At 66.7% G+C, this 20,935-nt stretch carries 19 protein-coding genes; 10 read left to right on the top strand and 9 right to left on the bottom strand.

What is annotated here, in order from left to right:
• Positions 1-18: 18 nt before the first annotated feature.
• The 4 genes from AC07TU_RS01720 to AC07TU_RS01705 form a co-directional block, all read right to left on the bottom strand.
• Positions 19-936: a TraB/GumN family protein gene (locus AC07TU_RS01720; protein WP_495186188.1), complete on the bottom strand. Its 918-nt coding sequence runs from the start codon at positions 934-936 to the stop codon at positions 19-21.
• A 34-nt stretch (positions 937-970) separates the two neighbouring features.
• Positions 971-1,405, bottom strand: a complete 435-nt coding sequence (locus tag AC07TU_RS01715; protein WP_495186187.1) for a hypothetical protein — start codon at positions 1,403-1,405, stop codon at positions 971-973.
• On the bottom strand, positions 1,383-1,589 hold the full coding sequence (locus tag AC07TU_RS01710) for a helix-turn-helix transcriptional regulator (protein WP_495186186.1): 207 nt from the start codon (positions 1,587-1,589) through the stop codon (positions 1,383-1,385). Before AC07TU_RS01710 ends, AC07TU_RS01715 begins: the two co-directional genes overlap by 23 nt.
• A gap of 68 nt (positions 1,590-1,657) precedes the next feature.
• The gene (locus tag AC07TU_RS01705; protein WP_495186185.1) at positions 1,658-3,178 is read right to left on the bottom strand and encodes a sodium:solute symporter; all 1,521 of its coding nucleotides are present in this window, start codon (positions 3,176-3,178) and stop codon (positions 1,658-1,660) included.
• 117 nt (positions 3,179-3,295) lie between these two features.
• Here AC07TU_RS01705 and AC07TU_RS01700 point away from each other — a divergent pair, with 117 nt between their 5' ends.
• The 8 genes from AC07TU_RS01700 (at position 3,296) to AC07TU_RS01665 (ending at position 11,511) form a co-directional block, all read left to right on the top strand.
• Entirely contained in the window at positions 3,296-5,782 is a 2,487-nt protein-coding gene (locus AC07TU_RS01700; RefSeq protein WP_495186875.1) for a circularly permuted type 2 ATP-grasp protein, read from the top strand.
• Entirely contained in the window at positions 5,782-6,708 is a 927-nt protein-coding gene (locus tag AC07TU_RS01695) for a transglutaminase family protein (protein ID WP_495186184.1), read from the top strand. Before AC07TU_RS01700 ends, AC07TU_RS01695 begins: the two co-directional genes overlap by 1 nt.
• Positions 6,709-6,740: 32 nt before the next feature.
• Complete coding sequence (locus tag AC07TU_RS01690; RefSeq protein WP_495186183.1) at positions 6,741-7,688, top strand: DnaJ C-terminal domain-containing protein; 948 nt, start codon at positions 6,741-6,743, stop codon at positions 7,686-7,688.
• A gap of 6 nt (positions 7,689-7,694) precedes the next feature.
• Positions 7,695-8,630, top strand: a complete 936-nt coding sequence (locus tag AC07TU_RS01685; protein ID WP_495186182.1) for a YihY/virulence factor BrkB family protein — start codon at positions 7,695-7,697, stop codon at positions 8,628-8,630.
• 3 nt (positions 8,631-8,633) lie between these two features.
• Complete coding sequence (gene fabI, locus AC07TU_RS01680; protein ID WP_495186181.1) at positions 8,634-9,437, top strand: enoyl-ACP reductase FabI; 804 nt, start codon at positions 8,634-8,636, stop codon at positions 9,435-9,437.
• A 4-nt stretch (positions 9,438-9,441) separates the two neighbouring features.
• Positions 9,442-9,969: a GNAT family N-acetyltransferase gene (locus AC07TU_RS01675; RefSeq protein WP_495186180.1), complete on the top strand. Its 528-nt coding sequence runs from the start codon at positions 9,442-9,444 to the stop codon at positions 9,967-9,969.
• Positions 9,970-10,053: 84 nt separating this feature from the next.
• Positions 10,054-11,124, top strand: a complete 1,071-nt coding sequence (aroC, locus tag AC07TU_RS01670) for a chorismate synthase (protein WP_495186179.1) — start codon at positions 10,054-10,056, stop codon at positions 11,122-11,124.
• Between the two features lie 147 nt (positions 11,125-11,271).
• Positions 11,272-11,511 (top strand): hypothetical protein, encoded by a 240-nt coding sequence (locus tag AC07TU_RS01665; protein WP_495186178.1) that lies wholly within the window; start codon positions 11,272-11,274, stop codon positions 11,509-11,511.
• A gap of 64 nt (positions 11,512-11,575) precedes the next feature.
• On the opposite strand, the gene AC07TU_RS01660 is transcribed toward AC07TU_RS01665, so the two are convergent.
• Positions 11,576-12,865 carry an adenylosuccinate synthase gene (locus tag AC07TU_RS01660; protein ID WP_495186177.1) on the bottom strand — a complete coding sequence of 430 codons (1,290 nt, stop codon included), beginning with the start codon at positions 12,863-12,865 and terminating at the stop codon, positions 11,576-11,578.
• Positions 12,866-13,038: 173 nt separating this feature from the next.
• Here AC07TU_RS01660 and AC07TU_RS01655 point away from each other — a divergent pair, with 173 nt between their 5' ends.
• Positions 13,039-14,043, top strand: coding sequence for a fumarylacetoacetate hydrolase family protein (locus AC07TU_RS01655; protein ID WP_495186176.1), 1,005 nt, complete (start codon positions 13,039-13,041; stop codon positions 14,041-14,043).
• Between the two features lie 36 nt (positions 14,044-14,079).
• Positions 14,080-14,646 carry a methylated-DNA--[protein]-cysteine S-methyltransferase gene (locus tag AC07TU_RS01650; protein ID WP_495186175.1) on the top strand — a complete coding sequence of 189 codons (567 nt, stop codon included), beginning with the start codon at positions 14,080-14,082 and terminating at the stop codon, positions 14,644-14,646.
• Here the strand turns inward: AC07TU_RS01650 and AC07TU_RS01645 are convergent, their stop codons facing one another.
• The 4 genes from AC07TU_RS01645 to AC07TU_RS01630 are packed head-to-tail and all read right to left on the bottom strand — an operon-like array spanning position 14,647 to position 20,890.
• A complete protein-coding gene (locus AC07TU_RS01645) occupies positions 14,647-15,126 on the bottom strand; it encodes a 2'-5' RNA ligase family protein (protein ID WP_495186174.1) in 480 nt (159 codons plus the stop codon).
• 46 nt (positions 15,127-15,172) lie between these two features.
• Entirely contained in the window at positions 15,173-18,514 is a 3,342-nt protein-coding gene (locus tag AC07TU_RS01640) for an error-prone DNA polymerase (protein WP_495186173.1), read from the bottom strand.
• Positions 18,511-20,226 (bottom strand): Y-family DNA polymerase, encoded by a 1,716-nt coding sequence (locus AC07TU_RS01635; protein ID WP_495186172.1) that lies wholly within the window; start codon positions 20,224-20,226, stop codon positions 18,511-18,513. Before AC07TU_RS01635 ends, AC07TU_RS01640 begins: the two co-directional genes overlap by 4 nt.
• Positions 20,141-20,890 (bottom strand): ImuA family protein, encoded by a 750-nt coding sequence (locus AC07TU_RS01630; RefSeq protein WP_495186171.1) that lies wholly within the window; start codon positions 20,888-20,890, stop codon positions 20,141-20,143. The genes AC07TU_RS01635 and AC07TU_RS01630 overlap by 86 nt, the downstream gene beginning before the upstream one ends.
• Positions 20,891-20,935: the final 45 nt, after the last annotated feature.

Genomic DNA, 20,935 nt, shown 5'->3' with positions numbered 1-20,935 from the left:
GTCACGGCGGCGTTGCGATCAATATTCGATTCGCGTCGCCTTGATCTTGCGGTCGGCGAGATAGGTCTGAACGCTGCCCTTGCCCGCGAGATGTCCCGCGCCAACCGCAACGAACACCGTGCCCGGCTTGTCGAGCCGCTTGCCGATCCATTCTGCCCAGCGTGCGTTGCGATCGGTGAGCAGCTTCTTCACCGCTTCTGGACTGCCGGTGAAGCCTTCGTTCATCAGCGCCGCCAGCCCGTCGGCGTCGCCTTGCGCCCATTCGGCGACCATCTTGTCGAGGATCGATCCGGCCTCGGCCAGCTTGTCGACGGTTTCGACCAGATATTTGATCTGCGCTTCCTCAGAGAGCGAATCGAAGAAGCTGAACTGCTCCTCCATCGTCTCGAGCCCCGTGACCGGCTTGCCCGCTGCCTTGGCCGCGCTGTGCAGCGCCTCCTCGGCGCCCGACTGCGGATTATAGCCCTGCTTGACCAGCGTCATCATCGACAGCTGCACGCTCGCCAGCCAGGGATCGAAGCGATCGACCACCGCCAGCGGCAGGCCGAGATCGGTGACCGCCTTGGCAAAGGCGGCGCGCTTGTCGGGGGGCAGCTTCTCGGTCAGCGTCGGGCCGGTCGCGTTGACGCCGTACTTGACGATCAGCGGCTGTGCGGCCGCCGGATCAGGCATCATGCCCAGCTCGGTCACCAGCTCGCCGCTCTCATCGAATGCCTTTTTCACCGCCTCGTCGAACCAGGAGAGGCCGGGCTTCAGGATGTGGACGGTGCCGAACAGATAGATGGTGGTGTCGTCATCCTTCACCACCCACAGCGCCGGATCCGCGTCCTTGGTCTCGACCGCGACGGGCGCGGGCGCCGCCTGCTGGGCGAGCGCGCAGGGTGCGGCAAAGAGGAGCGCGAGCGCGGAGCCTGCGCGCAGGAACATATTCGTCATTCATGCCTCCAGTTGATCAAAATTCTCTGAAAATTCAGGGCCGCAGCTTCTTGTAGCCATAGGCGAGCAACATCACCGCCATCGTTGCCACGAACACGGTCTCATGCTGCGGTTCGGACGCCAGCCCGCCGCGCCACCACAGATACCAAATAGCGTAGCCGCCGATGTAGAAATTGAGTGCTGCCACCGATGCCCATTGATGGTCGCGCCGGTCGAGTTCGTCGGTGGCGAGGTGGTAGCGCCAGCCGCCATAGCTGAGCGCGCCGATCAGGATTGCCGATGCGGCGATCGCCCAGCCCGCCGGAATCCCTTCCATGAAGCCGCCGCCGTCGATCTCGAACATCGCGGAGAAGAAGCCGAGCACGGCGCCCGCCCCCATCAGTCCCCCGATGATCAGCTGAAGCCGGAGCCTGCGCGCTTTCGCCGCCGCCAGTCCGCCGCGCGATTCAGGCCGCATCGCCGTCTTCATCCTCGAAAATCTCCTCGATCCGCAGATCGAACAGCCGCGCGATGCGGAACGCGAGCGGGAGCGAGGGGTCATATTTCCCCGTCTCGATCGCGTTCACCGCCTGCCGCGACACGCCCAGATGGCCGCCAAGCTCCGCCTGGCTCCAATTGCGTTCCGCGCGCAGCACTCGCAGCCTGTTCTGCATCCCGTGTCAGTTACCCGTGACGATTTGTCATCGATGGCTGACTATATGTCATGTAAACATGACACATGTCAAGCACCCCTGACACGCGGGATTGCGGTGACGATCGCCGAGACGAATGTCCCGATGCACAGCTGATAGGGGAAGGCGAGCCCGGTCGGCCCGAGGACGAAGGGCTGGAGCAGCAGCACCATCACGAAACCGGCGATCAGTCCCGCGATCACCGACCCGCTGGTGCCGCGCTTCGTGAACACCGCGACGAAATAGACGCCGAGCAGCCCGGCATAGGCGAACACCATCACCTGAAGTGCGAATTCGAGAAGGGGCATGTCGGTGTGGCGCTGCCAATAGAAGCTCAGCACCGCCATCGCGAACATGGCGAGGGCAACCAGCGCCATGCCCCAGCGGCCTGCGTGCACATAATGTTTGGGGTCGGGAACCTTCCGGCGCTCGCGCCAGGGTTTGTAGAAGTCGCTGATCATCACCGACGACATGGCGTTGAGCGCCGAGTTAGTGGTGGCGACGGCTGCGGCGGTGACGCCGATCGTGACCAGCCCGCGCAGTCCCGGCGGCACCTGCGTCAAGATATAGTGGACGAAGACGGTGATCTTCTCGCCGGCAAAGCTCGTCGCCGCCCGGTTGTCGGCGCCCATCAGGTCGGGCCGGTTGTAGAAGACATAGAGCAGCAGGCCGATCGTCACGAACATCGCGATCAGCGGCACGCTGGCGAGCTGCGAATAGATGAGGCCGCGTGCACCGGTCTTCGCGTCCGGGCTGGCGAGCAGGCGCTGGGTGGTGTCCTGGTCGAGCCCCGCATTGGCGACATTGAGCAGGAACAGCCCGGTGAAGATCGCGAGCACGGTGAAGGGCTTCGACAGATCGGTCGAGAAGTCGAGCAGCCGCAGCTTGTTCACCCCCTCGGGCGTCATGCGCAGCGCGTCGATCAGCTCGCCATTGCTGGCCGGGATGGACAGGCGCAGGAAGATCAGTACTGCCACCGCCGACCCCGTGTAGATCACGAACTGGATGAGGTCGTTCCAGATCACCGACTTCAATCCGCCGTGGAAGGTGAAAAGGAAACTGACCAGCATCACCGCGGCCGCCGACAGGATGATCGCGTGCGCATCGATGCTGCCGAACGCGACCATCGCGATCGCGATCGCCGCGAGATAGACGCGCGCGCCGCCGGCCAGCACGCGGCCGATCAGGAACATGCCCCCCGCCCATTGTTTGGCGCGGGCGTCGAACCGCGCTTCGAGCAGCTCGTACACCGTGGTCGCGCGCATCGCGTAGAAGCGCGGGATCAGCACATGCGCGACGAAGAAGGCGGCAAGCACCGGCGCCAGTACCGCACCGAGATAGCTGTAATCTCCGCGATAGCCCTGGTCCGGCGCGCCGAGAAAAGTCGCCGCCGATTGCGTTGCGGAGAGCACCGACACCGCCGCAAGCCACGCGGGAATGGTCCGCCCGGCGAGGAAATAGTCACGCGTGTCGTCGGCCTTGAAGCGCGAGAACAGCCAGCCGCCGACTAGCAGCACCAGCACATAGAGTCCGACCACCAACCAGTCGAGCGGAGCGAATTGCGGGTTCATTTCGGGTTTGTAGCAAAGCCTGACGTGTCGTCACCCGCCATCTGATTACGGCAAGCTGATCTTTATTGCGCCTTCATCCCATTGCCGCCACAACGCGCGCCGGAAAGGGCGGTGGATTTGGTAAGCGCTGCAACGACATCCGCGAAGGATGCGGCGACGATCGCTGCGCGATGGGTGGCGGATTATCGTGCCGCGACCCCGGCTACCGACATGCTCTACGCCGCCGGCCGCGACGATCCCGCCTGGATGGCCCTGTTCGAGGAACTGGCCGGACGGTCGGGCGACGATCTCGCCAGCGCGCGCGAACGGGCACAGCGTCATGCCGAGGATATCGGCACCGGCTTTCGCATTGCAGGCGAGGGTGAGGAGCGACCCTGGCCGCTGTCTCCCGTGCCGCTGCTGATCGCGCAGGCCGAATGGGACGGGATCGCCGCCGGTGTCGCGCAGCGCGCCGACCTGCTCGAGGCGGTGCTCGCAGATTGCTATGGCGATCAGAAGCTGGTCTCGGGCGGCAATATCCCCGCCGCGCTTCTGACGGGCAGCCCGCATTTCCTGCGGCCGATGATGGGGTTGGCCCCGCCCGGCGGCTACCATCTCAATTTCGTCGCGGTCGATCTTTGCCGGGGACCTGCGGGCGAATGGCGGGTGCTTGCCGATCAGCTGCGTGCGCCGGTCGGGGCGGGCTACGCGCTCGAGAACAGGCTGGCCATGTCGCGGATGCTCGGCGGTCTGCAGACCCGCCTCAATATCGAGCGGCATGCGCCCTTCTTCGCCGCGTTCCGCGAGGGGCTTTCCGCGCGCTGCCACCGTGCCGAGCCGCGGATCGTGCTGCTCACCCCTGGACGTTTCACGCCCAGCTATGCCGAACAGGCGCATCTGGCGCGCTATCTCGGTTTTCCGCTGGTCGAGGGCGGCGATCTCGCCGTGCTTGACGACAGGGTCTATCTGCGGACCATTGCCGGTCTCAAGCGCGTCGATGCGCTGTGGCATCGTGTCGATCCGCGGCTGATCGATCCGCTGGCCTTCGACTCCCACTCGGGCGTCGGCGTGCCGGGACTGGTCGATGCGATGGCGGCGGATGAGGTCGTGGTGACCAACTCGCCCGGTGCGGGGATGCTCGAGGCACCTGCCTTCGCAGCTTTCTTGCCGCGGCTCTGCACACGGATGACCGGGGCGGAGCTGAAGCTCGCCAATATCGCGACCTGGTGGTGCGGGCAGGAACGCGAGCGTGCCGAGGTGGCAGGCGACCTCGACAACATGCTGATCGCGCCCGCGTTCGGCGTCGCGACCAACGTGCTGGCGGATGGCGCGGCGGTGCTGGGATCGGACCTGTCGGAGACGCAGCGCGCTGCGCTGCTCGCCGATTTCGAACGGCGCCCGCAGGACTATGTCGGACGCGAAGTGGTGCGCCTGTCGACCATGCCCGTCGTGGGCGATTCGGGGCTGGTCGCGCGGCCGTTCACGCTGCGCGTGTTCGCGGCGCGGCGGCCCGATGGCACGTGGCAGGTCCTGCCCGGCGGCTTTGCTCAGATCGGCGAGCATGCCGACGAACGCGCAGCGGTGATGGGGGAGGGAAGCTGGTCGGCGGACGCCGTGATCTACGGCCCGGAACTAGTCGCGCCGGTGACTCTCCTGCCCTCCGACGATACCACCCAGCTGCGCCGCAATCCGGGCACCTTGCCCAGCCGCGTCGCCGACAATCTCTTCTGGCTCGGCCGTTATCTGGAGCGGGGCGAGGCGCTGCTGGGCCTCATCCGCTCACTGCTCGGCCATTCGATCAGCGCTGATACCGGTGCGGCGCTGTCGCCCGAAACGGTGCAGCAACTCGTCAATCTGGTGGTGCAGAAGGGGGCCGCACCGCCCCCGCCCAGCCTCAATCGCGCCGATCTCAGCCATTTCGCGCGCACCGCGATGGAGGCGGACGAGGGCTGGTACAGCGTGCGCGCGATCAACCGTCAGGCGCGCGGAATCGGTGCGATCAGCCGCGACCGGCTGTCGGCCGATATGATCCGGCTGCTCGACGCGCCTTTCCCGATGAAGGGCGGGGCGCTCGATCGCGCCGGATCGGCGCAGCGCCGCTATTATGCGCTCGCCGGCCTTGGTGCCGAGCATCTCGGGCGCACCGATGCCTGGCGCTTCCACGATCTTGGCCGGCGGATCGAGCGGGCGATGTCGGCGATCCGTGCGATCGGCGCCTTCGGCCAGCCCCAGGCGACCAGCGACGATCTGTCGACCCTGCTTGATCTCGCGGACAGCCAGATCAGCTATCGCCAGCGCTATCTCACGGGAATCGCGCGCGTGCCGGTGCTCGATCTCGTCGCGCTCGATCCCGGCAATCCGCGCGGCATCGCCTATCAGGTTTCGGCGATCGCCGAGCATTTGGCGAAGCTGCCGGTACTGTCCGACGACGGCCTTGCCGAGCCGCAGCAGGCGCAAGCAGCGGAGCTCTCCGCGATCGTCTCGATCACGCAGGCGGCGGCGCTCGATGCCGCCAAGCTCGCCGAGATCGGCAACCGGCTGGCGTCACTGTCCGACGCGATCGCGCGCCGCTATTTCCTGCAGGGATCCGAGCCGCTACGCGCCGCCGGACTCGTGCTGGCCTGATGCTCTACGCGATCCGCCATGTCACGCGCTTCGACTATGCCGAGCCGGTCGGTTTCGCGCGATGCAATCTGCGCCTGAAGCCGATCCACTGGTCGGGGCAGCAGCTGCACGACTATGCCCTGAGCATCGAACCGGGCGGGCGGACCGCACCTGCGCGCGCCGAAGCCGGTCTCGCCAATGTCGTGCGGCTGGTGATCGATCAGGCCGCGAACAGCCTGACCATCGAAAGCCGCTGCAAGATAACGGTCGACCGTCCCGTGCCCGAGCCCGCGCCGGGCGATCCGACGCTTGCGCAGATCGCGGCTCTCGCCCGTGAAAGCCGGGATGCCGGGCCGGCCAGCCCCGCTTCCTATCTCTTTCCCTCGCCGTTGATCCCGCTCGATCCCGATATCGCCGCCTGGTGCGCGCAGGAACTGGACCCGGCGCGCGGCGCGCTGGAGGCGGGGATCGCATTGGCGCGCCGCATTCAGGCAGAGTTCGAGTTCGATCCGGCGGCGACCCTGGTCGATACGCCCCCGCACGAGGCGTTCGTGAAGCGCGGCGGTGTGTGTCAGGATTTCGCGCAGATCATGATCTCCGGCCTGCGCGCCGCGGGGCTGCCCGCGGCTTATGCCTCGGGCTATCTGCGCACGCTTCCGCCCCCTGGTCAGCCCAGGCTGGTGGGCGCTGACGCAACGCATGCCTGGGTCTTGCTGTGGTGCGGGCCGGAGCATGGCTGGGTCGGGCTCGATCCCACCAACGGCATCTGGATGGCGAGCGATCATGTGATCATCGCGATCGGACGGGATTATGCCGATATCGCGCCGATCGACGGGATCATCTTGGGCTATGGCGCGCAGGACATGCAGGTTTCGGTGGATGTCGAGCCGCTTGATGACGCCGCCTCTCTTGCAACCGGTGCGCCACGGGCCGATGTAGCGGGGTAATACGCCAAAGAAGCAGAACGGGGAAAATTCGAGTGGCCGATCCTTACGCAACCTTGAGTGTCTCGCGCGGGGCCAGCGAGGACGAGATCAAGAAGGCGTATCGCAAGCTCGCGAAAGAGCTTCACCCCGATCGCAACAAGGACAATCCCAAGGCAGCGGAGAAGTTCAGCACCGTGACGCAGGCCTATGACCTGCTGATGGACAAGGACAAGCGCGCGCGGTTCGACCGCGGCGAGATCGATGCCGAGGGTAACCCGACCTCGCCCTTCGGCGCCGGCTTCGGCGGCGCGCGCGGCGGCCAGCAGGGTGGGTTCCGCCCGGGCGGCGCGGGGTTCGATTTCGGCGGCGCGGATGCCGGCGGGTTCGAGGATATTCTCGAAGGGCTGTTCGGCGGCCGCGGTGCGGGGATGGGCGGCCAGCAGGGCGGCTTTTCGAGCGGTTTCGGCCGCCGCCCGCCGCCTGCAAAGGGCGCGAACGTTGCCTATCGTCTGCGCGTGCCGTTCGAGGATGCCGCTGCGCTGAAGCCCCAGCGCATCCAGCTGCGCGACGGCGGCACGATCGACCTCAAGCTGCCCAAGGGGGTCGAGACCGGCACGCAGATGCGGCTGGGCGGCAAGGGCGATGCCGGGCCGGGTGGCAACGGCGATGCGATCGTGACGATCGAGATCGAGCCGCATCGTTTCTACACCCGCGATGGCGACAATATCCGGCTCGACCTGCCGGTGACGCTCAAGGAAGCGGTCGCGGGCGCGTCGGTCCGTGTGCCGACGCCCGAGGGCGCTGTGAACCTCAAGGTCCCGGCCGGTTCGAGCTCGGGCAAGACGCTGCGTCTCAAGGGGCGCGGTTTCCATGGCAAGAGCGCGCGCGGCGACCTGCTGGTCACGCTGATGATCGAGATTCCGGCGGATGATTCGAAGCTCGCCGCGTTCGTCGCCGACTGGAACGCGGAGGGGAACCCACGCAGCCGGCTGGGCGTCTGAGACGGCGTGACGGAACCCATTTCCCCCGAATCTCCGGAAGCGCGCCGCCGCGGGTTTCACAGGCATCTGTCGGATCTGGGCGTCACAGACCGGGTGGTCGAGGTGATCAAGCGGGTGGTGGTCGGCGCCTATACCGACGGTTTCACCCATGCCGGCAACCTTGCTTATCTCAGCCTCGTCACGCTCTTCCCCTTCTTCATCGTTGCGACGGCGATTGCGCGGCTGGTCGGACGCACCGGCGACGGGCTTCAGGCGGTTGGGGCGTTCCTGCAGACGGTCCCGCCAGAGGTCGGCGCACTGCTCCGCCCTGCGATTCTCGAAGTGCTGGAGGCGCGTTCGGGATCGCTGTTGTGGCTCGGCGCGCTGGTGGGGTTGTGGACCACCTCCGGCTTTATCGAGACGGTGCGCGCGATCCTGCGTCAGGCCTATGGTGTCCAGTCGGGCACACCTTTCTGGCGGTTGAAGCTCGGTGCGATCGGGCTGGTGATCGGATCGGTGATCCTCGCCATGATGGCGTTCAGCTTCCAGGTGCTGCTGATCGGTGCGGAGCAGTTCATCTGGCGGGTGATTCCGTTCGCTTCCGATGCGCAGCGCATCATCTCGGTCACCAAGATAGCGCCGGCGATCGCGCTCTATGGCGCGCTCTACATCCTCTTCTACACGCTCACACCAACGCGATATCGCCAGTCCAAATGCCCCAAATGGCCGGGGCCGCTGTTCGTGACGGTCTGGTGGATCGCGTGCACCGCGGCGCTGCCGCATGTGATCGGCGCGTTCGGGGGCTATGGTTTGACCTATGGCAGCCTGGCCGGGGTGATGGTGGCGCTGATCTTTTTCTTTCTGATCGGCTTTGGCGTCGTTATCGGCGCCGAGCTCAACGCCGCGCTGGCGGAAACGCCAGAGAACGGGTTACAGGGACCGCAAGAAAAGACCGGAGGGTAAGACGTGACCGGATTGATGCAGGGCAAGCGCGGGCTCATCATGGGCCTCGCCAATGATCGCTCGCTCGCCTGGGGAATTGCCAAGAAGCTGCGCGAGCATGGCGCGGAACTGGCATTCAGCTATCAGGGTGAGGCGCTGGAGAAGCGCGTGCGCCCGCTGGCGGAAGAGCTGGGCAGCGACTTCCTGATCGACTGCGATGTGAGTGACATGGCAGCGCTCGACACCGCGTTCGAGACGCTGGCGGCGCGCTGGCCGACGATCGATTTCGTCGTCCATGCGATCGGCTTCTCGGACAAGAACGAGCTGCGCGGCGGTTATGTCGATACCAGCCTCGACAATTTCCTGATGACGATGAACATCAGCGTCTATTCGTTCGTCGCAGTGGCAAAGCGCGCACAGGCGATGATGCCCAATGGCGGATCGTTGCTGACGCTCTCCTACTATGGCGCGGAGAAGGTGATCCCGCACTATAACGTCATGGGCGTAGCCAAGGCGGCGCTGGAGACCAGCGTCCAGTATCTGGCAGTCGATCTCGGCGGGCAGAATATCCGCGTCAACGCGATCTCGGCCGGGCCGATCAAGACGCTGGCCGCATCGGGCATCGGCGACTTCCGTTTGATCCTCAAGTGGAACGAGCTCAACTCGCCGCTCAAGCGCAACGTGACGATCGAAGATGTCGGCGGCGCCGGCCTCTATTTCCTGTCCGACCTGTCGAGCGGCACTACCGGCGAGACCCATCATGTCGATGCCGGCTATCATGTCGTCGGCATGAAGGCCGAAGACGCGCCCGACATCGCCCTGGTGTGACGGCGTGACCATCGCGATCCGACCGGCGACCGGCGGCGACGTCGCGGCGATCGATGCGCTACTGCGCCGCAGCTTCCCGGCGCCCGACGAGGCGTTGCTGGTCCAGCGGCTGTGCATCGATGGCGACATGGTGCTGACGCTTGTCGCCGACGATGAGGAGACCGGCGCGCTTGCGGGCATGGTTGCGTTCAGCCGGATGGGCGTGACGGTCAACGATCAGTCGCTCGCCGCGGTTGCGCTGGCTCCGGTCGCGGTCGAGGCGGCCTATCGCCGGCAGGGTGTGGCGGAGGCGCTGATCGCCGCGGGGCACCAGCATCTCGCCGATGCGGGCTACCTGCTGAGTTTCGTGCTGGGCGACCCTGCCTATTATGGCCGCTTCGGCTATGCCGTCGATCTCGCGCGCGGCTTCGCCTCGCCCTATGCCGGCGACTATCTGATGGCGCTGGCGCTTCAGGATGGAAAGGTGCCGTGCGGGGTGCGCGGCGAGGCGGCGCATGCGGGGGCGTTCGCGGCGCTGGGGCAGGATGGCTGAGGGGAGCGGTCCGGTGCCGGGCTTTGCTGCACCGTCGATGCTTCTTGCTTCCAAATCATGGCGAGTTGGGCGAGGAGGCGGAGCATGAGCTTCAACACCTTTGGCCGCGTCTTCCGCTTCACCACCTGGGGGGAGAGCCATGGCCCTGCGATCGGCGCGGTGGTCGACGGCTGTCCGCCGGGACTGACGCTGTCTGAAGCCGATATCCAGCCCTTCCTCGACAAGCGCCGTCCTGGCCAGTCGCGCTTCACCACGCAGCGGCAGGAACCCGATCAGGTCCGCATCCTTTCCGGCGTGTTCGAGGGCAGGACCACCGGCACACCGATCAGTCTGATGATCGAGAATGTCGACCAGCGCTCGAAGGACTATTCGGAGGTGGCCGCGGCCTATCGTCCGGGCCATGCCGACTATGCCTATGACGCCAAATACGGCTTTCGCGACTATCGCGGCGGCGGGCGATCCTCGGCGCGCGAGACAGCGAGCCGGGTCGCGGCAGGCGCGGTGGCGCGTGCTGTGATCCCTGACGTCTCGATCCTCGCCTGGGTCGAGGCGATCGGCGGCGACAGCATCGACTACACGAAGTTCGATCCTGGCGAGATCGGCAACAACCCCTTTTTCTGCCCCGACCCTGATGCCGCGGCGCGCTGGGAGGCGCTGGTCGACGGCGCGCGCAAGACCGGGTCCTCGCTCGGTGCTGTGATCGCGTGTGAGGCGACGGGCGTTCCCGCGGGCTGGGGTGCACCGCTCTACGCCAAGCTCGACAGCGAGCTCGCTGCGGCGATGATGAGCATCAACGCGGTGAAGGGTGTCGAGATCGGCGACGGCTTCGCTGCGGCGACGCTGACCGGTGAGGCCAATGCCGATCCGATGCGGCCGGGCAATGACGGCGCGCCGGTATTCCTCGCCAACCATGCGGGTGGCATTGCCGGCGGCATCGCGACCGGCCAGCCGGTGCGCGTGCGCGTGGCGTTCAAGCCGACCAGCTCGATCCTGACGCCCGTGGAAACCATCACCCGGGAAGGCGAAGCGACCGAGATCCGCACCAAGGGCCGGCACGATCCATGCGTTGGCATCCGCGGCGTCCCGGTGGTCGAGGCAATGATGGCGCTGGTGCTGGCCGACCAGAAATTGCTGCATCGCGCCCAGATCGGCTGATTTTCCCGATCCGGATCAATCGCTTCATCCCGCGCAGCGTGCGTTCCGCGGACGGAGCGGGAGTCTGCAACGACGAGGCGAGCCGCGCTTCCGGGACCTGATCCGCGCGGTTGCGTTTCTTCTGTGCCACGTAAACAGGAGTATCCCATGCGCCATAAGACGCTCGCCAGCCTTCTTCTCCTTTGCGGTTCGACCGCCGCGCTCGCGCATATCGCGCCGGGCCAGACTGAACCGCCGCTGCAGAACGAGATGGCGAACCAGGGCGTTCCGGCGCCGGAGAACACCGCGCCCGAGACGACGTCGAACACAACCGATGTCGAGCCAAGCACTGATCCGACCAACAACGGCACCGAAACCGCGCCGGAGCCGAACTCGACCTTCTACTGATAGGATTTTCGTCGTCCCGGGCGCAGCAATCCGGCTGCGTCCGGAACGACGATTTCGTCGGAGATCAGTCCGCGAAAGGATCGCGGACCAGGATCGTGTCCTCACGCTCCGGGCTGGTCGAGACCAGGGCCACCGGGCAGCCGATCAGTTCCTCGATCCGGCGGATATACTTGATCGCCTGTGCCGGCAGCTGCGCCCAGCTGCGTGCGCCCGCGGTCGATTCGCTCCAGCCTTCGAATTCCTCATAGACGGCTTCGGCGCGGGCCTGATCCTGCGGGCTGGGCGGCAGATAGTCGTAATGCTTGTCGCCGACCTTGTAGCCGATGCAGATGCGCAAATTCTCCATCCCGTCGAGGATATCGAGCTTGGTCAGCGCGATGCCGGTGACGCCGCTCACCGCGACCGACTGGCGCACCAGCACCGCATCGAACCAGCCGCAGCGGCGCTTGCGCCCGGTAACCACGCCGAACTCGCGCCCGCGCGTGCCGAGCAGCTCGCCGATCTCGTTATCCTGCTCGCTCGGGAAGGGGCCGGAGCCGACGCGGGTCGTGTACGCCTTGACGATGCCCAGCACGAAGCCGACCGATCCCGGCCCGAGGCCCGAGCCCGAAGCCGCAGAGCCGCTCACCGTGTTGGACGAGGTGACGAAGGGGTAGGTGCCGTGATCGACATCGAGCAGCACGCCCTGCGCGCCCTCGAACAGGATGCGCTTGCCGGCTTCCTTCGCGTTCTTGAGCGTCAGCCAGACGGGCGCGGCGTAGGGCAGGACCGAGGGGGCGATCTCACGCAGGTCTGCGAGCAGCTTTTCGCGGTCGATCGGCGGTTCCCCGAACCCGGCACGCAGCGCGTCGTGATGCGCACATAGCCGGTCAAGCTGCGCGTCGAGATCGTCGAGATGGGCGAGGTCGCACACGCGAATCGCGCGGCGGCCGACCTTGTCCTCATAGGCCGGGCCGATGCCGCGGCGGGTGGTGCCGATCTTGCCCGCGCCCGACGCGTCCTCGCGCAGCGCGTCGAGATCGCGATGGATGGGCAGGATCAGCGGCGCGGTCTCGGCGACCTGAAGCGTCTCGGGCGTGATCTCGACGCCCTGTTCGCGCAGCCGGGCGATCTCGTCGCGGAAGTGCCAGGGGTCGAAGACGACGCCGTTGCCGATCGCCGACAGCGTGCCGCGCACGAGGCCGGAGGGGAGCAGCGAAAGCTTGTAGACCTTTTCGCCGACGACGAGCGTGTGGCCGGCATTGTGCCCGCCCTGAAAACGGACGACCAGATCGGCCCGGCTGGCGAGCCAGTCGACGATCTTGCCCTTGCCCTCATCGCCCCATTGGGCGCCGATCACTGCGACATTTGCCATGGATACACGTCTCCGCCTGCCAGGCAGACCCAAGGCCGCCCTTCGACAGGACTCGGCGACCGGGTTTTTCGGAAATGCGGGGCGCCAATGGCTTCCGCGCGCCGTTACGTCAAGAGGCGTTGCGCGGTTGGGTGGCCGCGCTAGGATCGAAAGACAGTAAAGAGGAGAGACGAATGAAACTGGCAAGCCTCAAGCATGGCCGCGATGGGAAGCTGGTTGTCGTCTCCAACGATCTCGCCTGGTACGCCGATGCCGGGCATATCGCGCCGACGCTTCAGGCCGCGCTCGACAATTGGGACCGGCTCGAAGGCGATCTGCGCAATCTGGCGACCGATCTCGATCACGAAGTGATCCCGCGCGAGCGTTTCCACGAGCGCGAAGCCGCTGCGCCGCTGCCGCGCGCCTACCAATGGGCGGATGGCTCGGCTTATGTGAACCATGTCGCGCTGGTGCGGCAGGCGCGCGGCGCGGAAATGCCCGACAGTTTCTGGCACGATCCGCTGATGTATCAGGGCGGCAGCGACGGTTTCCTCGGCCCGCGCGACGCGATCCCGCTCGCGGAGGAGAGCTGGGGCTGCGACCTTGAGGCGGAGGTGGTGGTCGTCACCGGCGATGTGCCGCTCGGCGCGAGCCGCGAGGAAGCATTGGCCGCGATCCGGCTCGTCGGCCTCACCAACGACGTGTCGTTGCGCAACCTGATCCCCGGTGAGCTCGCCAAGGGCTTCGGCTTCTTCCAGTCCAAGCCGGCCAGTGCCTTCTCGCCGGTGTTCGTGACCCCCGATTCGCTGGGTGACTGGTGGAAGGACGGCAAGCTGCACCGCAAGCTGATGGTCGACCTCAACGGCAAGCCCTTCGGCCGCGCCGAGGCGGGCGAGGACATGACCTTCGACTTCGGTACCCTGGTCGCGCACGCTGCTAAGACGCGAGCGCTCGGCGCCGGCACGATCATCGGATCGGGCACGGTATCCAACCGCGACGCCAATGGCGGCCCCGGCAAGCCGATCGCCGAGGGTGGCGTCGGCTATTCCTGCCTTGCCGAAGTCCGCACGGTCGAGACGATCAACGGCGGCGCACCGGTGACGCCGTTCCTCAAGGCTGGCGACACCGTCCGGATCTGGGCCGAGGATGACAGGCATCACCCAATCTTCGGCGTGATAGAACAAACTGTCGGAGGATAGGTTGCGAACGTCCGGCAGCGTTCCGATCTCAACCGCATGACCGACGGCTATACCGTGTTCGAGACCGTGGCGGGCTTCGCCGCGATCGGCTGGAATACGAAGGGCATCCACAGCTTCCGGCTGCCGGCGGACACCGCGCGGGAAGCAGAGCGGTCGCTGCTTCGGCGTCTGCCGGGTATGGAGGTCGCCGTGCCACCGGCGCAGGTGCAGGCCGTGATCGACGATGCGCGACGCTATTTCGCGGGAGAACGCGTCGACTTTGCCGGTGCACCCGTCGATCTCGGGGCGCAAGAGCCGTTCTTCGAACGCGTCTATGCCTTCGTCCGTCAGCTTGGCTGGGGGGAGACGGCGACCTATGGCGCGATCGCCAAGGCACTCGACGCGGGGCCGGAATTCGCACGCGGTGTCGGGCAGGCAATGGCGTCCAACCCGGTGCCGCTGATCATCCCCTGCCACCGCGTGACAGCGGCGAACGGGAAGATCGGCGGTTTCTCGGCACCGGGCGGGTCGCTCTCCAAGGCGCGGATGCTCGCGATCGAGGGCGTCGAGGTGCGGGACGGCGTCGTCACGCGGGAGCTACCGCAGCTCGGGTTGGGTTTCTGATCAGAAGCCGAGCGAGAGCTGGCGGCGCTCAAGTTGCCAGCGACCATGATCGATATGCCGACCGCTCCCGCTTTCGATCAGCAGGAGTTCGTCGACCGCCCATTCGATGAGCGGAATGGCGGCACGTCTGACCGAGGCGCTGCCATAAGCGAGATTGAGGTGCAGGCTGAACGCATAGTCCGGCAACGGGATGCCGCAACGTGAAATGCGTGCGGCCAGAGCGCGTTGGAAATAGCCAGGCGCACGCTGTCTCTTGCGGGGTTTGAGCGTGTCGCCCTCGATATGGTCGAACGCGACCCGAAAGGGTTCGGCGTCGAGCCGCTCCAGCGCGCGATGAATTTTGGCGATCGTTACAGGATCGCTCTCGCCGACGGGGAGAAAGGTGCTGTGCCACCGCTCTGGCGCGTAGCTGATCTCGATGCCCAGTGCTGCGCAGAGGCGGACCATCGCGGTACGTTCAAGCAGCCGTGGCTTGATCATCAGATAGAGCGGCCTTTGCCACTGTCGGATTGCCCGTCCCCCCATCCTAATGGAAATCCCGCGACTTTACCGGAATCAGATCCGGCGTCTTGAGGCTGCGCCGCGGCGGCCAGCTGTCGGCGGGGCGCTGGCGCGGCAGCAGCCTGTCGCGCGGGTCGATCGTGCCGCCATGCGTCGCGCCGTCGCCGGGCATGGTCAGCCGCGGCAACTCAAGCTCGCCCACCGCGCGCAGCATGTCCGTCAGATCGGTGATCGTGTCGGCGATGACATGGATGACGATTCCCTCGCGCTGCACCCGGCCGCGGATCGCCAGCATCGTCGCTGACATCACGGTACGCCGGTTGGCCTCGAACCGGTCGCTCCACAGCACGATATTGGCGATGCCCGTCTCGTCCTCCAGCGTCACGAACACGATGCCGCTGGCCGTGCCTGGCCGCTGGCGCACGAGGATCAGCCCCGCCACCTCGACACGCGCACCGTCCTTCATCTGCATCAGGTCGGCGCAGCGCGTGACGCCATGTGCTGCCAGCTGGTTGCGAAGGAAGCGCACCGGATGGTTGCGCAGCGAAAGCTGCGTGGCGCGATAATCCTCCACCACTTCGCGCCCCGCGGTGAGCGGCGCCAGTGCGACACGCGGTTCGGCGCCTTCGGTCACGGTCCGCCCCTCACGCGCGTCCGCGGCGGCGAACAGGTCGAGTGGCGCCTGCCCCAGCCCCTTGATCGCCCACAACGCCTGCCGCCGGTTGAGCCCGAGCGCCTGAAAGGCGTCGGCCCGCGCCAGCCGTTCGAGCGCGGCTGGCTTTACCTGCGAACGCCGCCAGACATCCTCGATTGATACGAAGGGCGCTTGCGCCCGAGCTTTCAGAATTGCTTCGGCGTCGATCTGCGCCAGTCCCTGCACGATCCGCATCCCGAGGCGTATCGGCAACAGCTCCGCCCATCCCGAATCGGTCCCGCAGAAACCGGCATGGCGCGGGCGCAGGTTCGGCACATCGGCCACGATGCGCGTGTCCCAGCCACTGTCGTTGATGCATACCGGAAGCGTCTCGACCCCGTGATTGCGCGCGTCGCGGATCAGTTGTGCAGGGGCGTAGAACCCCATCGGTTGCGCATTGAGCAGCGCCGCGCAGAACACATCCGGATGATGGCATTTCATCCAGGATGAGGCGTAGGCGATTTTGGCGAAGCTCGCCGCGTGGCTCTCGGGAAAGCCGTAATTGCTGAAGCCCTTGATCTGCTCGACCATCCGCTCCGCGAATTCCTGGCTGATGCCGTTCTGGCGCATCCCCTCGATCAGTTTCGGACCGAATTCACCAATGTCGCCGCTGGACTTGAAGGTCGCCATGGCACGACGAAGCCTGTCGGCTTCGGTCGGGGTGAAGTTGGCACCGTGAATCGCAACCTGCATTGCCTGTTCCTGAAACAGCGGCACGCCAAGTGTCTTGAGCAGCACGTCCTTGAGTGCCGGTGTGGGGTAGTCGACGAGATCGGGATTCTGCCGCCGCTTGAGATAGGGGTGCACCATATTGCCCTGGATCGGCCCGGGCCGGACGATCGCGACCTGGATCGCGATGTCATAGAAATTGACCGGCTTCATCCGCGGCAGCATCGACATCTGCGCGCGGCTTTCGATCTGGAATACACCGAGCGTGTCGGCTTTCTGGATCATATCGAAGGTGGGGCCGTCGTTCTTCTGCATCAGCGGCGAAGCAAGGGTGAGATGGATTCGCTTGTGCTCGGCAAGCAGATCGAAGGTGCGGCGCATGCAGCCGAGCATGCCGAGCCCGAGGATGTCGACCTTCATGAAGCCCAGCTCCTCGATATCGAGCTTCTCCCACTCGACCACGCGGCGATCGATCATCGCTGCGGGCTCGACAGGGATCAGGTCGTGGAGCTTGTCGCGAGTCAGCACGAAGCCGCCGGGATGCTGCGACAGATGGCGCGGCGTGCCGATCAGCTGGCGCGCCAGGTCCAGCGTCAGTGCAAGGCGCGGATCATTGCGGTCGAGGTTGAGCGCGTCGGCATGCTTGTCATCGACATCGTTGGACCAACCCCACACCTGGCTTGAGAGGGCTGCGGTCAGGTCTTCGGGGAGGCCCATCACCTTGCCGACCTCACGCAGCGCCCCGCGCGAGCGGAAGCGGCTGACCACTGCGGTCAGCGCGGCATGGTCATGGCCGTAGCTTTCGTAGATCCACTGGATCACCTCCTCACGCCGCTCATGCTCGAAATCGACATCGATATCGGGCGGTTCCTTGCGCTCGGTCGAGATGAAGCGTTCGAACAGCAATTGATGCTCGATCGGGTCAATCGAGGTGACGCCGAGCGCGAAGCAGATCACCGAGTTGGCCGCGCTGCCGCGCCCCTGGCATAATATCTGCTGGCTGAGCGCAAACTGGACGATCGAATTGACGGTGAGGAAATAGGGCGCGTAGCCCATTTGCTCGACCAGGCCGAGCTCATGGATCAGCAGCTCCTGATGCGCTTGTGAGGGGTTGCCGCCGAACCTCTGTCTCAGCCCGTTCCAGGCGAGCGTGCTGAGCGCTTCCTGCGCGGTGCGGCCGGGAATGACATATTCCTCGGGATATTGGTGCTGAAGATCGCGCAGCGAGAAGGTGCATCGTTCGGCAATGGCCAGCGATGCGCGCAGGGCTTCGGGATGGTCGCGGAAACGCCGTGCCATGTCCTGTGGTGATTTGAGGTGACGGTCGGCGCTGCGCTCGCGGCGGAAGCCAAGTTCGTCGATCGTGCATTTCTCGCGGATCGCGGTGACTACGTCCTGAAGCATCCGCTCGCCTGGGGTGGCGTAGAGGACGTCGCCGGTCGCGAGCGGCGTGAGCCCGAATCGCCGCACCGCTTGGTCCAGCCGATGCAGCCGCAGGGCGTCGCTGGGGCGGCGGTGCTGGGTCAGGCAGACATGGCCGCGATCCCCGAACGCGTCGGCCATCCAGCGGAGCGCTTGCAAGTCACCCGGATCAGCGATGCCGGGTACCAGCGCGCCGACGAGTCCTTCTGCGGCTTCGGCGACATCCTCCCAGTGAAGGAAGCATTGCCCCTTCTCGCCCCGCTGTGCATCGGCACGTCCTTTGCCGAGCGTCAGCAGGCGGGTCAGCCGCGACCATGCGGCGCGATCCTCGGGCCAGACCAGCACCGAACTGCCGTCGGTCAGATCGAGCCGGCATCCCGCGATCATCCGGACCGGTACGCCCAACGCGGCAAGTTCCTCGGCCGCGACCAGCGCGCGCACCACACCGCCCACCGAATGACGATCGACGATGCCAAGCGCGGGCAGACCAAGCAGGGCCGCCTGCTGGAACAGGTCTTTGGGCGCGGAGGCACCGCGCAGGAACGAGTAATGCGTCGTGACCTGGAGTTCGGCGTAATTCATCCGAATACCCCGTGAAGATACCAGCTCAGGTCACCCGTCGCGGTCCGTTCGCCATCGCCGCGGCGGAACAGCCAGTAGCGGCGCCCGGCCTCGTCCTCGACCCGGAAATAGTCGCGGACCTGATCGGCCTCGGCGGCGTGCCTCCACCATTCGCCGTGGATGCGCTCAGGCCCGTCGGCGCGCACCACGCGGTGGGGCTGGCCGCGCCAGGTGAAGCGGCGCGGGGCATGGTCGGGCAGCTCGGCGACGACATGATCGAGCCGTTCTGGGCGGCGTAACAGCCGCGCGGGCTTGGGCCATTCGGGATGCCAGGGATGCAGTGCGGGGCTGCGGTCGAGCTGCCCGACATCGTCGATCTTCGGTCGTGCACCGCTGCGTTCGGGCGGGTCGAGTACTGCTGTCCGCGCTGCCGCGCGCTCGGGCACGTCGCTTTCCACTGCGCGCATCCGCCACATTCGCCGCAGGCCGATGCGCGTTGCCAGTGTATCGACCAGCGGGGCTAGGTCGGGCGCGGTTTCCTCATCCAGCCGCTCGACTACCGGCTCGGGGCCGAGTGGCGCGGCGCGGCGGACATGCAGAGCGATGGCGTCGATACCGTATCCGGGTTCGACATCCTCGATCCGGCGTTTGAGTAGGCGCAGCAGATGCGCGGGATCGCGGCTTGGCCGGGAAAGGCCGACGCGGATGCGTTGCGGCACGCCGTCCACCCGGTCCGCGATGCACTCCAGCGCCTGCGCGCCCAGCCCCTCGGCCTCCAGCGCAATGGTCAGCCGGGGGACGAGGACGCCCAGCCAGTGTTCGATCGCCTCCGCGGTCGCGACCGGCTCGGCGAAGCGCTGGTGGGCGACGATCGCTTCGGGCGGCACCACCGGATCGAGCGGTTCGGGCATGTCGCCGAGCGCCTGATCGAGTCGCAACACACTCGCCGCACCGAACCGGCGGGCCAGCGGCGCACGGGGGAGGTCGGTCAGTTGCCCGATCCGGCTGATGCCGAGCCGCTGGAGCAATTCGACCGCCGCTGCATCGATCCGCAGCGCCGAGGCGGGGAGGTCGGCAAGCGCTTCGGCCTGTCCCCCGGGCGGGCAGAGCAGGATCGGGTGCGCCGTGTAACGTGCCAACGCCCAGGCTGCGCCTGCCGTGTCAGCAATCGCGATCTGTGCGGTGAAGCCTGCGCGCGCGAGCAACCGGACGATGCGGCGGACCATCGCTTCCTCGCCGCCGAACAGATGCGCGGTACCGCTGATGTCGAGCAACAGCCCGTCGTGCCCCGACAGCGCCGTCACCGGCGACCAGCGCCGTGCTGCGAGGATGGCAAGGCGGCGGAGTGCTGCAAGATCGCTCTCGGGATCGGCGGGGCGGATATCGAGTCCACGCACTTGCGCCCGCGCCTGCGTCACCGCCATGCCGGGCCGCAGTCCCAGCGCCTGCGCGTGGGGGCAGAGCGCGGCGATCTCGATCCGGCTGCCGCTGCGGATCGAAGTCAGGCGGGGGGCATGATCTGCACGGCGAGAGAGCGGGCGTACCGTCGCGTCCGTATCCCCGGCCCAGCGCGCGCCGGGACGCCAATGGCCCTGATGCCGCGCGGGCTTGCGGCTGGCGGGCACCGGGGGGATGGCGGACGCGGGGTCAGGCCGCGCGCCGGGATGCGCTTCTGCCCGCCACAGCCGTTCGATCGGCCATTGGGGCAGGAAGAGCGCAGCGACCCGTTTCATCGCACGCCTCCACCTCTATATCGAAAGGATCGCCCCCCTTTTGCCGCGCGAGGGCGAGCTGCCAGCGCGCACGTCCCACGCCCTCCACCGGCAGAGGCGCCGAGGGCGCGGACGCCACCCGCCAACGCGTCACCGCCGCCGACGGCGCGCTCAGCGGGTCGCCCGCCTGGCGGGGATGCCGCTTCATCAGCAAAGCGATGGTGCGCCCGCCCTCGGCGGCCAGTTGCAGCCGCCGCGTCGCCGGCATCGTCACGCGCCGTGCCTCGCCCACCACCGCGCCAAGCCCGCGATGGCGCAGGCCCTCCTCCATGATCGCGAGCAACTCGTCATCGTCCGCTGCTTCGGCATAGAGGACGCGCTTGGGTGCCAGGCCGACCTGATAAAGGCCGGGGGCAAAGAGATCACGTCGCCGTACCACCCACAGCACAGGCCCCCATGCGCGTGCCGCGATTCCCGCAGTGAACAGTGTCGCGGCGGCATCGTCGCCAAGGTCCGGCGTCGCTGCCGCCACCTCATGCAGCGCATCAAGCCGCAGGCCGCCGTCCGCCAGCCGCGCATCGAGCCGGCCAAGCCCGAACGGCAGCACCGGGCGGCGGCGAAAGCCGCTCCCTTCGATGCTGCGCAACGTCTCGCGCAGCTGGCTGATGACGGCGGGATCGGCCATGATGCCTTCCTCGATACTCCGACTCGGGACGAATTGTTCCTATTT

The sequence above is a fragment of the Sphingomonas sp. GW821-FHT03E12 genome, assembly GCF_059420685.1.
Note: the sequence above shows the minus strand (reverse complement) of the source record. Positions and strands in the feature narration are given on the sequence as shown.

What these genes read in the sequence shown, in the direction of transcription:
- AC07TU_RS01630 (WP_495186171.1), bottom strand. Translation starts at nt 20,890, where the DNA reads ATGGCCGATCCCGCCGTCATCAGCCAGCTGCGCGAGACGTTGCGCAGC.
- AC07TU_RS01695 (WP_495186184.1), top strand. Translation starts at nt 5,782, where the DNA reads ATGCTCTACGCGATCCGCCATGTCACGCGCTTCGACTATGCCGAGCCG.
- AC07TU_RS01650 (WP_495186175.1), top strand. Translation starts at nt 14,080, where the DNA reads ATGACCGACGGCTATACCGTGTTCGAGACCGTGGCGGGCTTCGCCGCG.
- AC07TU_RS01715 (WP_495186187.1), bottom strand. Translation starts at nt 1,405, where the DNA reads ATGAAGACGGCGATGCGGCCTGAATCGCGCGGCGGACTGGCGGCGGCG.
- AC07TU_RS01645 (WP_495186174.1), bottom strand. Translation starts at nt 15,126, where the DNA reads ATGATCAAGCCACGGCTGCTTGAACGTACCGCGATGGTCCGCCTCTGC.
- AC07TU_RS01660 (WP_495186177.1), bottom strand. Translation starts at nt 12,865, where the DNA reads ATGGCAAATGTCGCAGTGATCGGCGCCCAATGGGGCGATGAGGGCAAG.
- AC07TU_RS01710 (WP_495186186.1), bottom strand. Translation starts at nt 1,589, where the DNA reads ATGCAGAACAGGCTGCGAGTGCTGCGCGCGGAACGCAATTGGAGCCAG.
- AC07TU_RS01705 (WP_495186185.1), bottom strand. Translation starts at nt 3,178, where the DNA reads ATGAACCCGCAATTCGCTCCGCTCGACTGGTTGGTGGTCGGACTCTAT.
- AC07TU_RS01635 (WP_495186172.1), bottom strand. Translation starts at nt 20,226, where the DNA reads ATGAAACGGGTCGCTGCGCTCTTCCTGCCCCAATGGCCGATCGAACGG.
- AC07TU_RS01640 (WP_495186173.1), bottom strand. Translation starts at nt 18,514, where the DNA reads ATGAATTACGCCGAACTCCAGGTCACGACGCATTACTCGTTCCTGCGC.
- AC07TU_RS01655 (WP_495186176.1), top strand. Translation starts at nt 13,039, where the DNA reads ATGAAACTGGCAAGCCTCAAGCATGGCCGCGATGGGAAGCTGGTTGTC.
- AC07TU_RS01720 (WP_495186188.1), bottom strand. Translation starts at nt 936, where the DNA reads ATGACGAATATGTTCCTGCGCGCAGGCTCCGCGCTCGCGCTCCTCTTT.
- aroC (WP_495186179.1), top strand. Translation starts at nt 10,054, where the DNA reads ATGAGCTTCAACACCTTTGGCCGCGTCTTCCGCTTCACCACCTGGGGG.
- AC07TU_RS01665 (WP_495186178.1), top strand. Translation starts at nt 11,272, where the DNA reads ATGCGCCATAAGACGCTCGCCAGCCTTCTTCTCCTTTGCGGTTCGACC.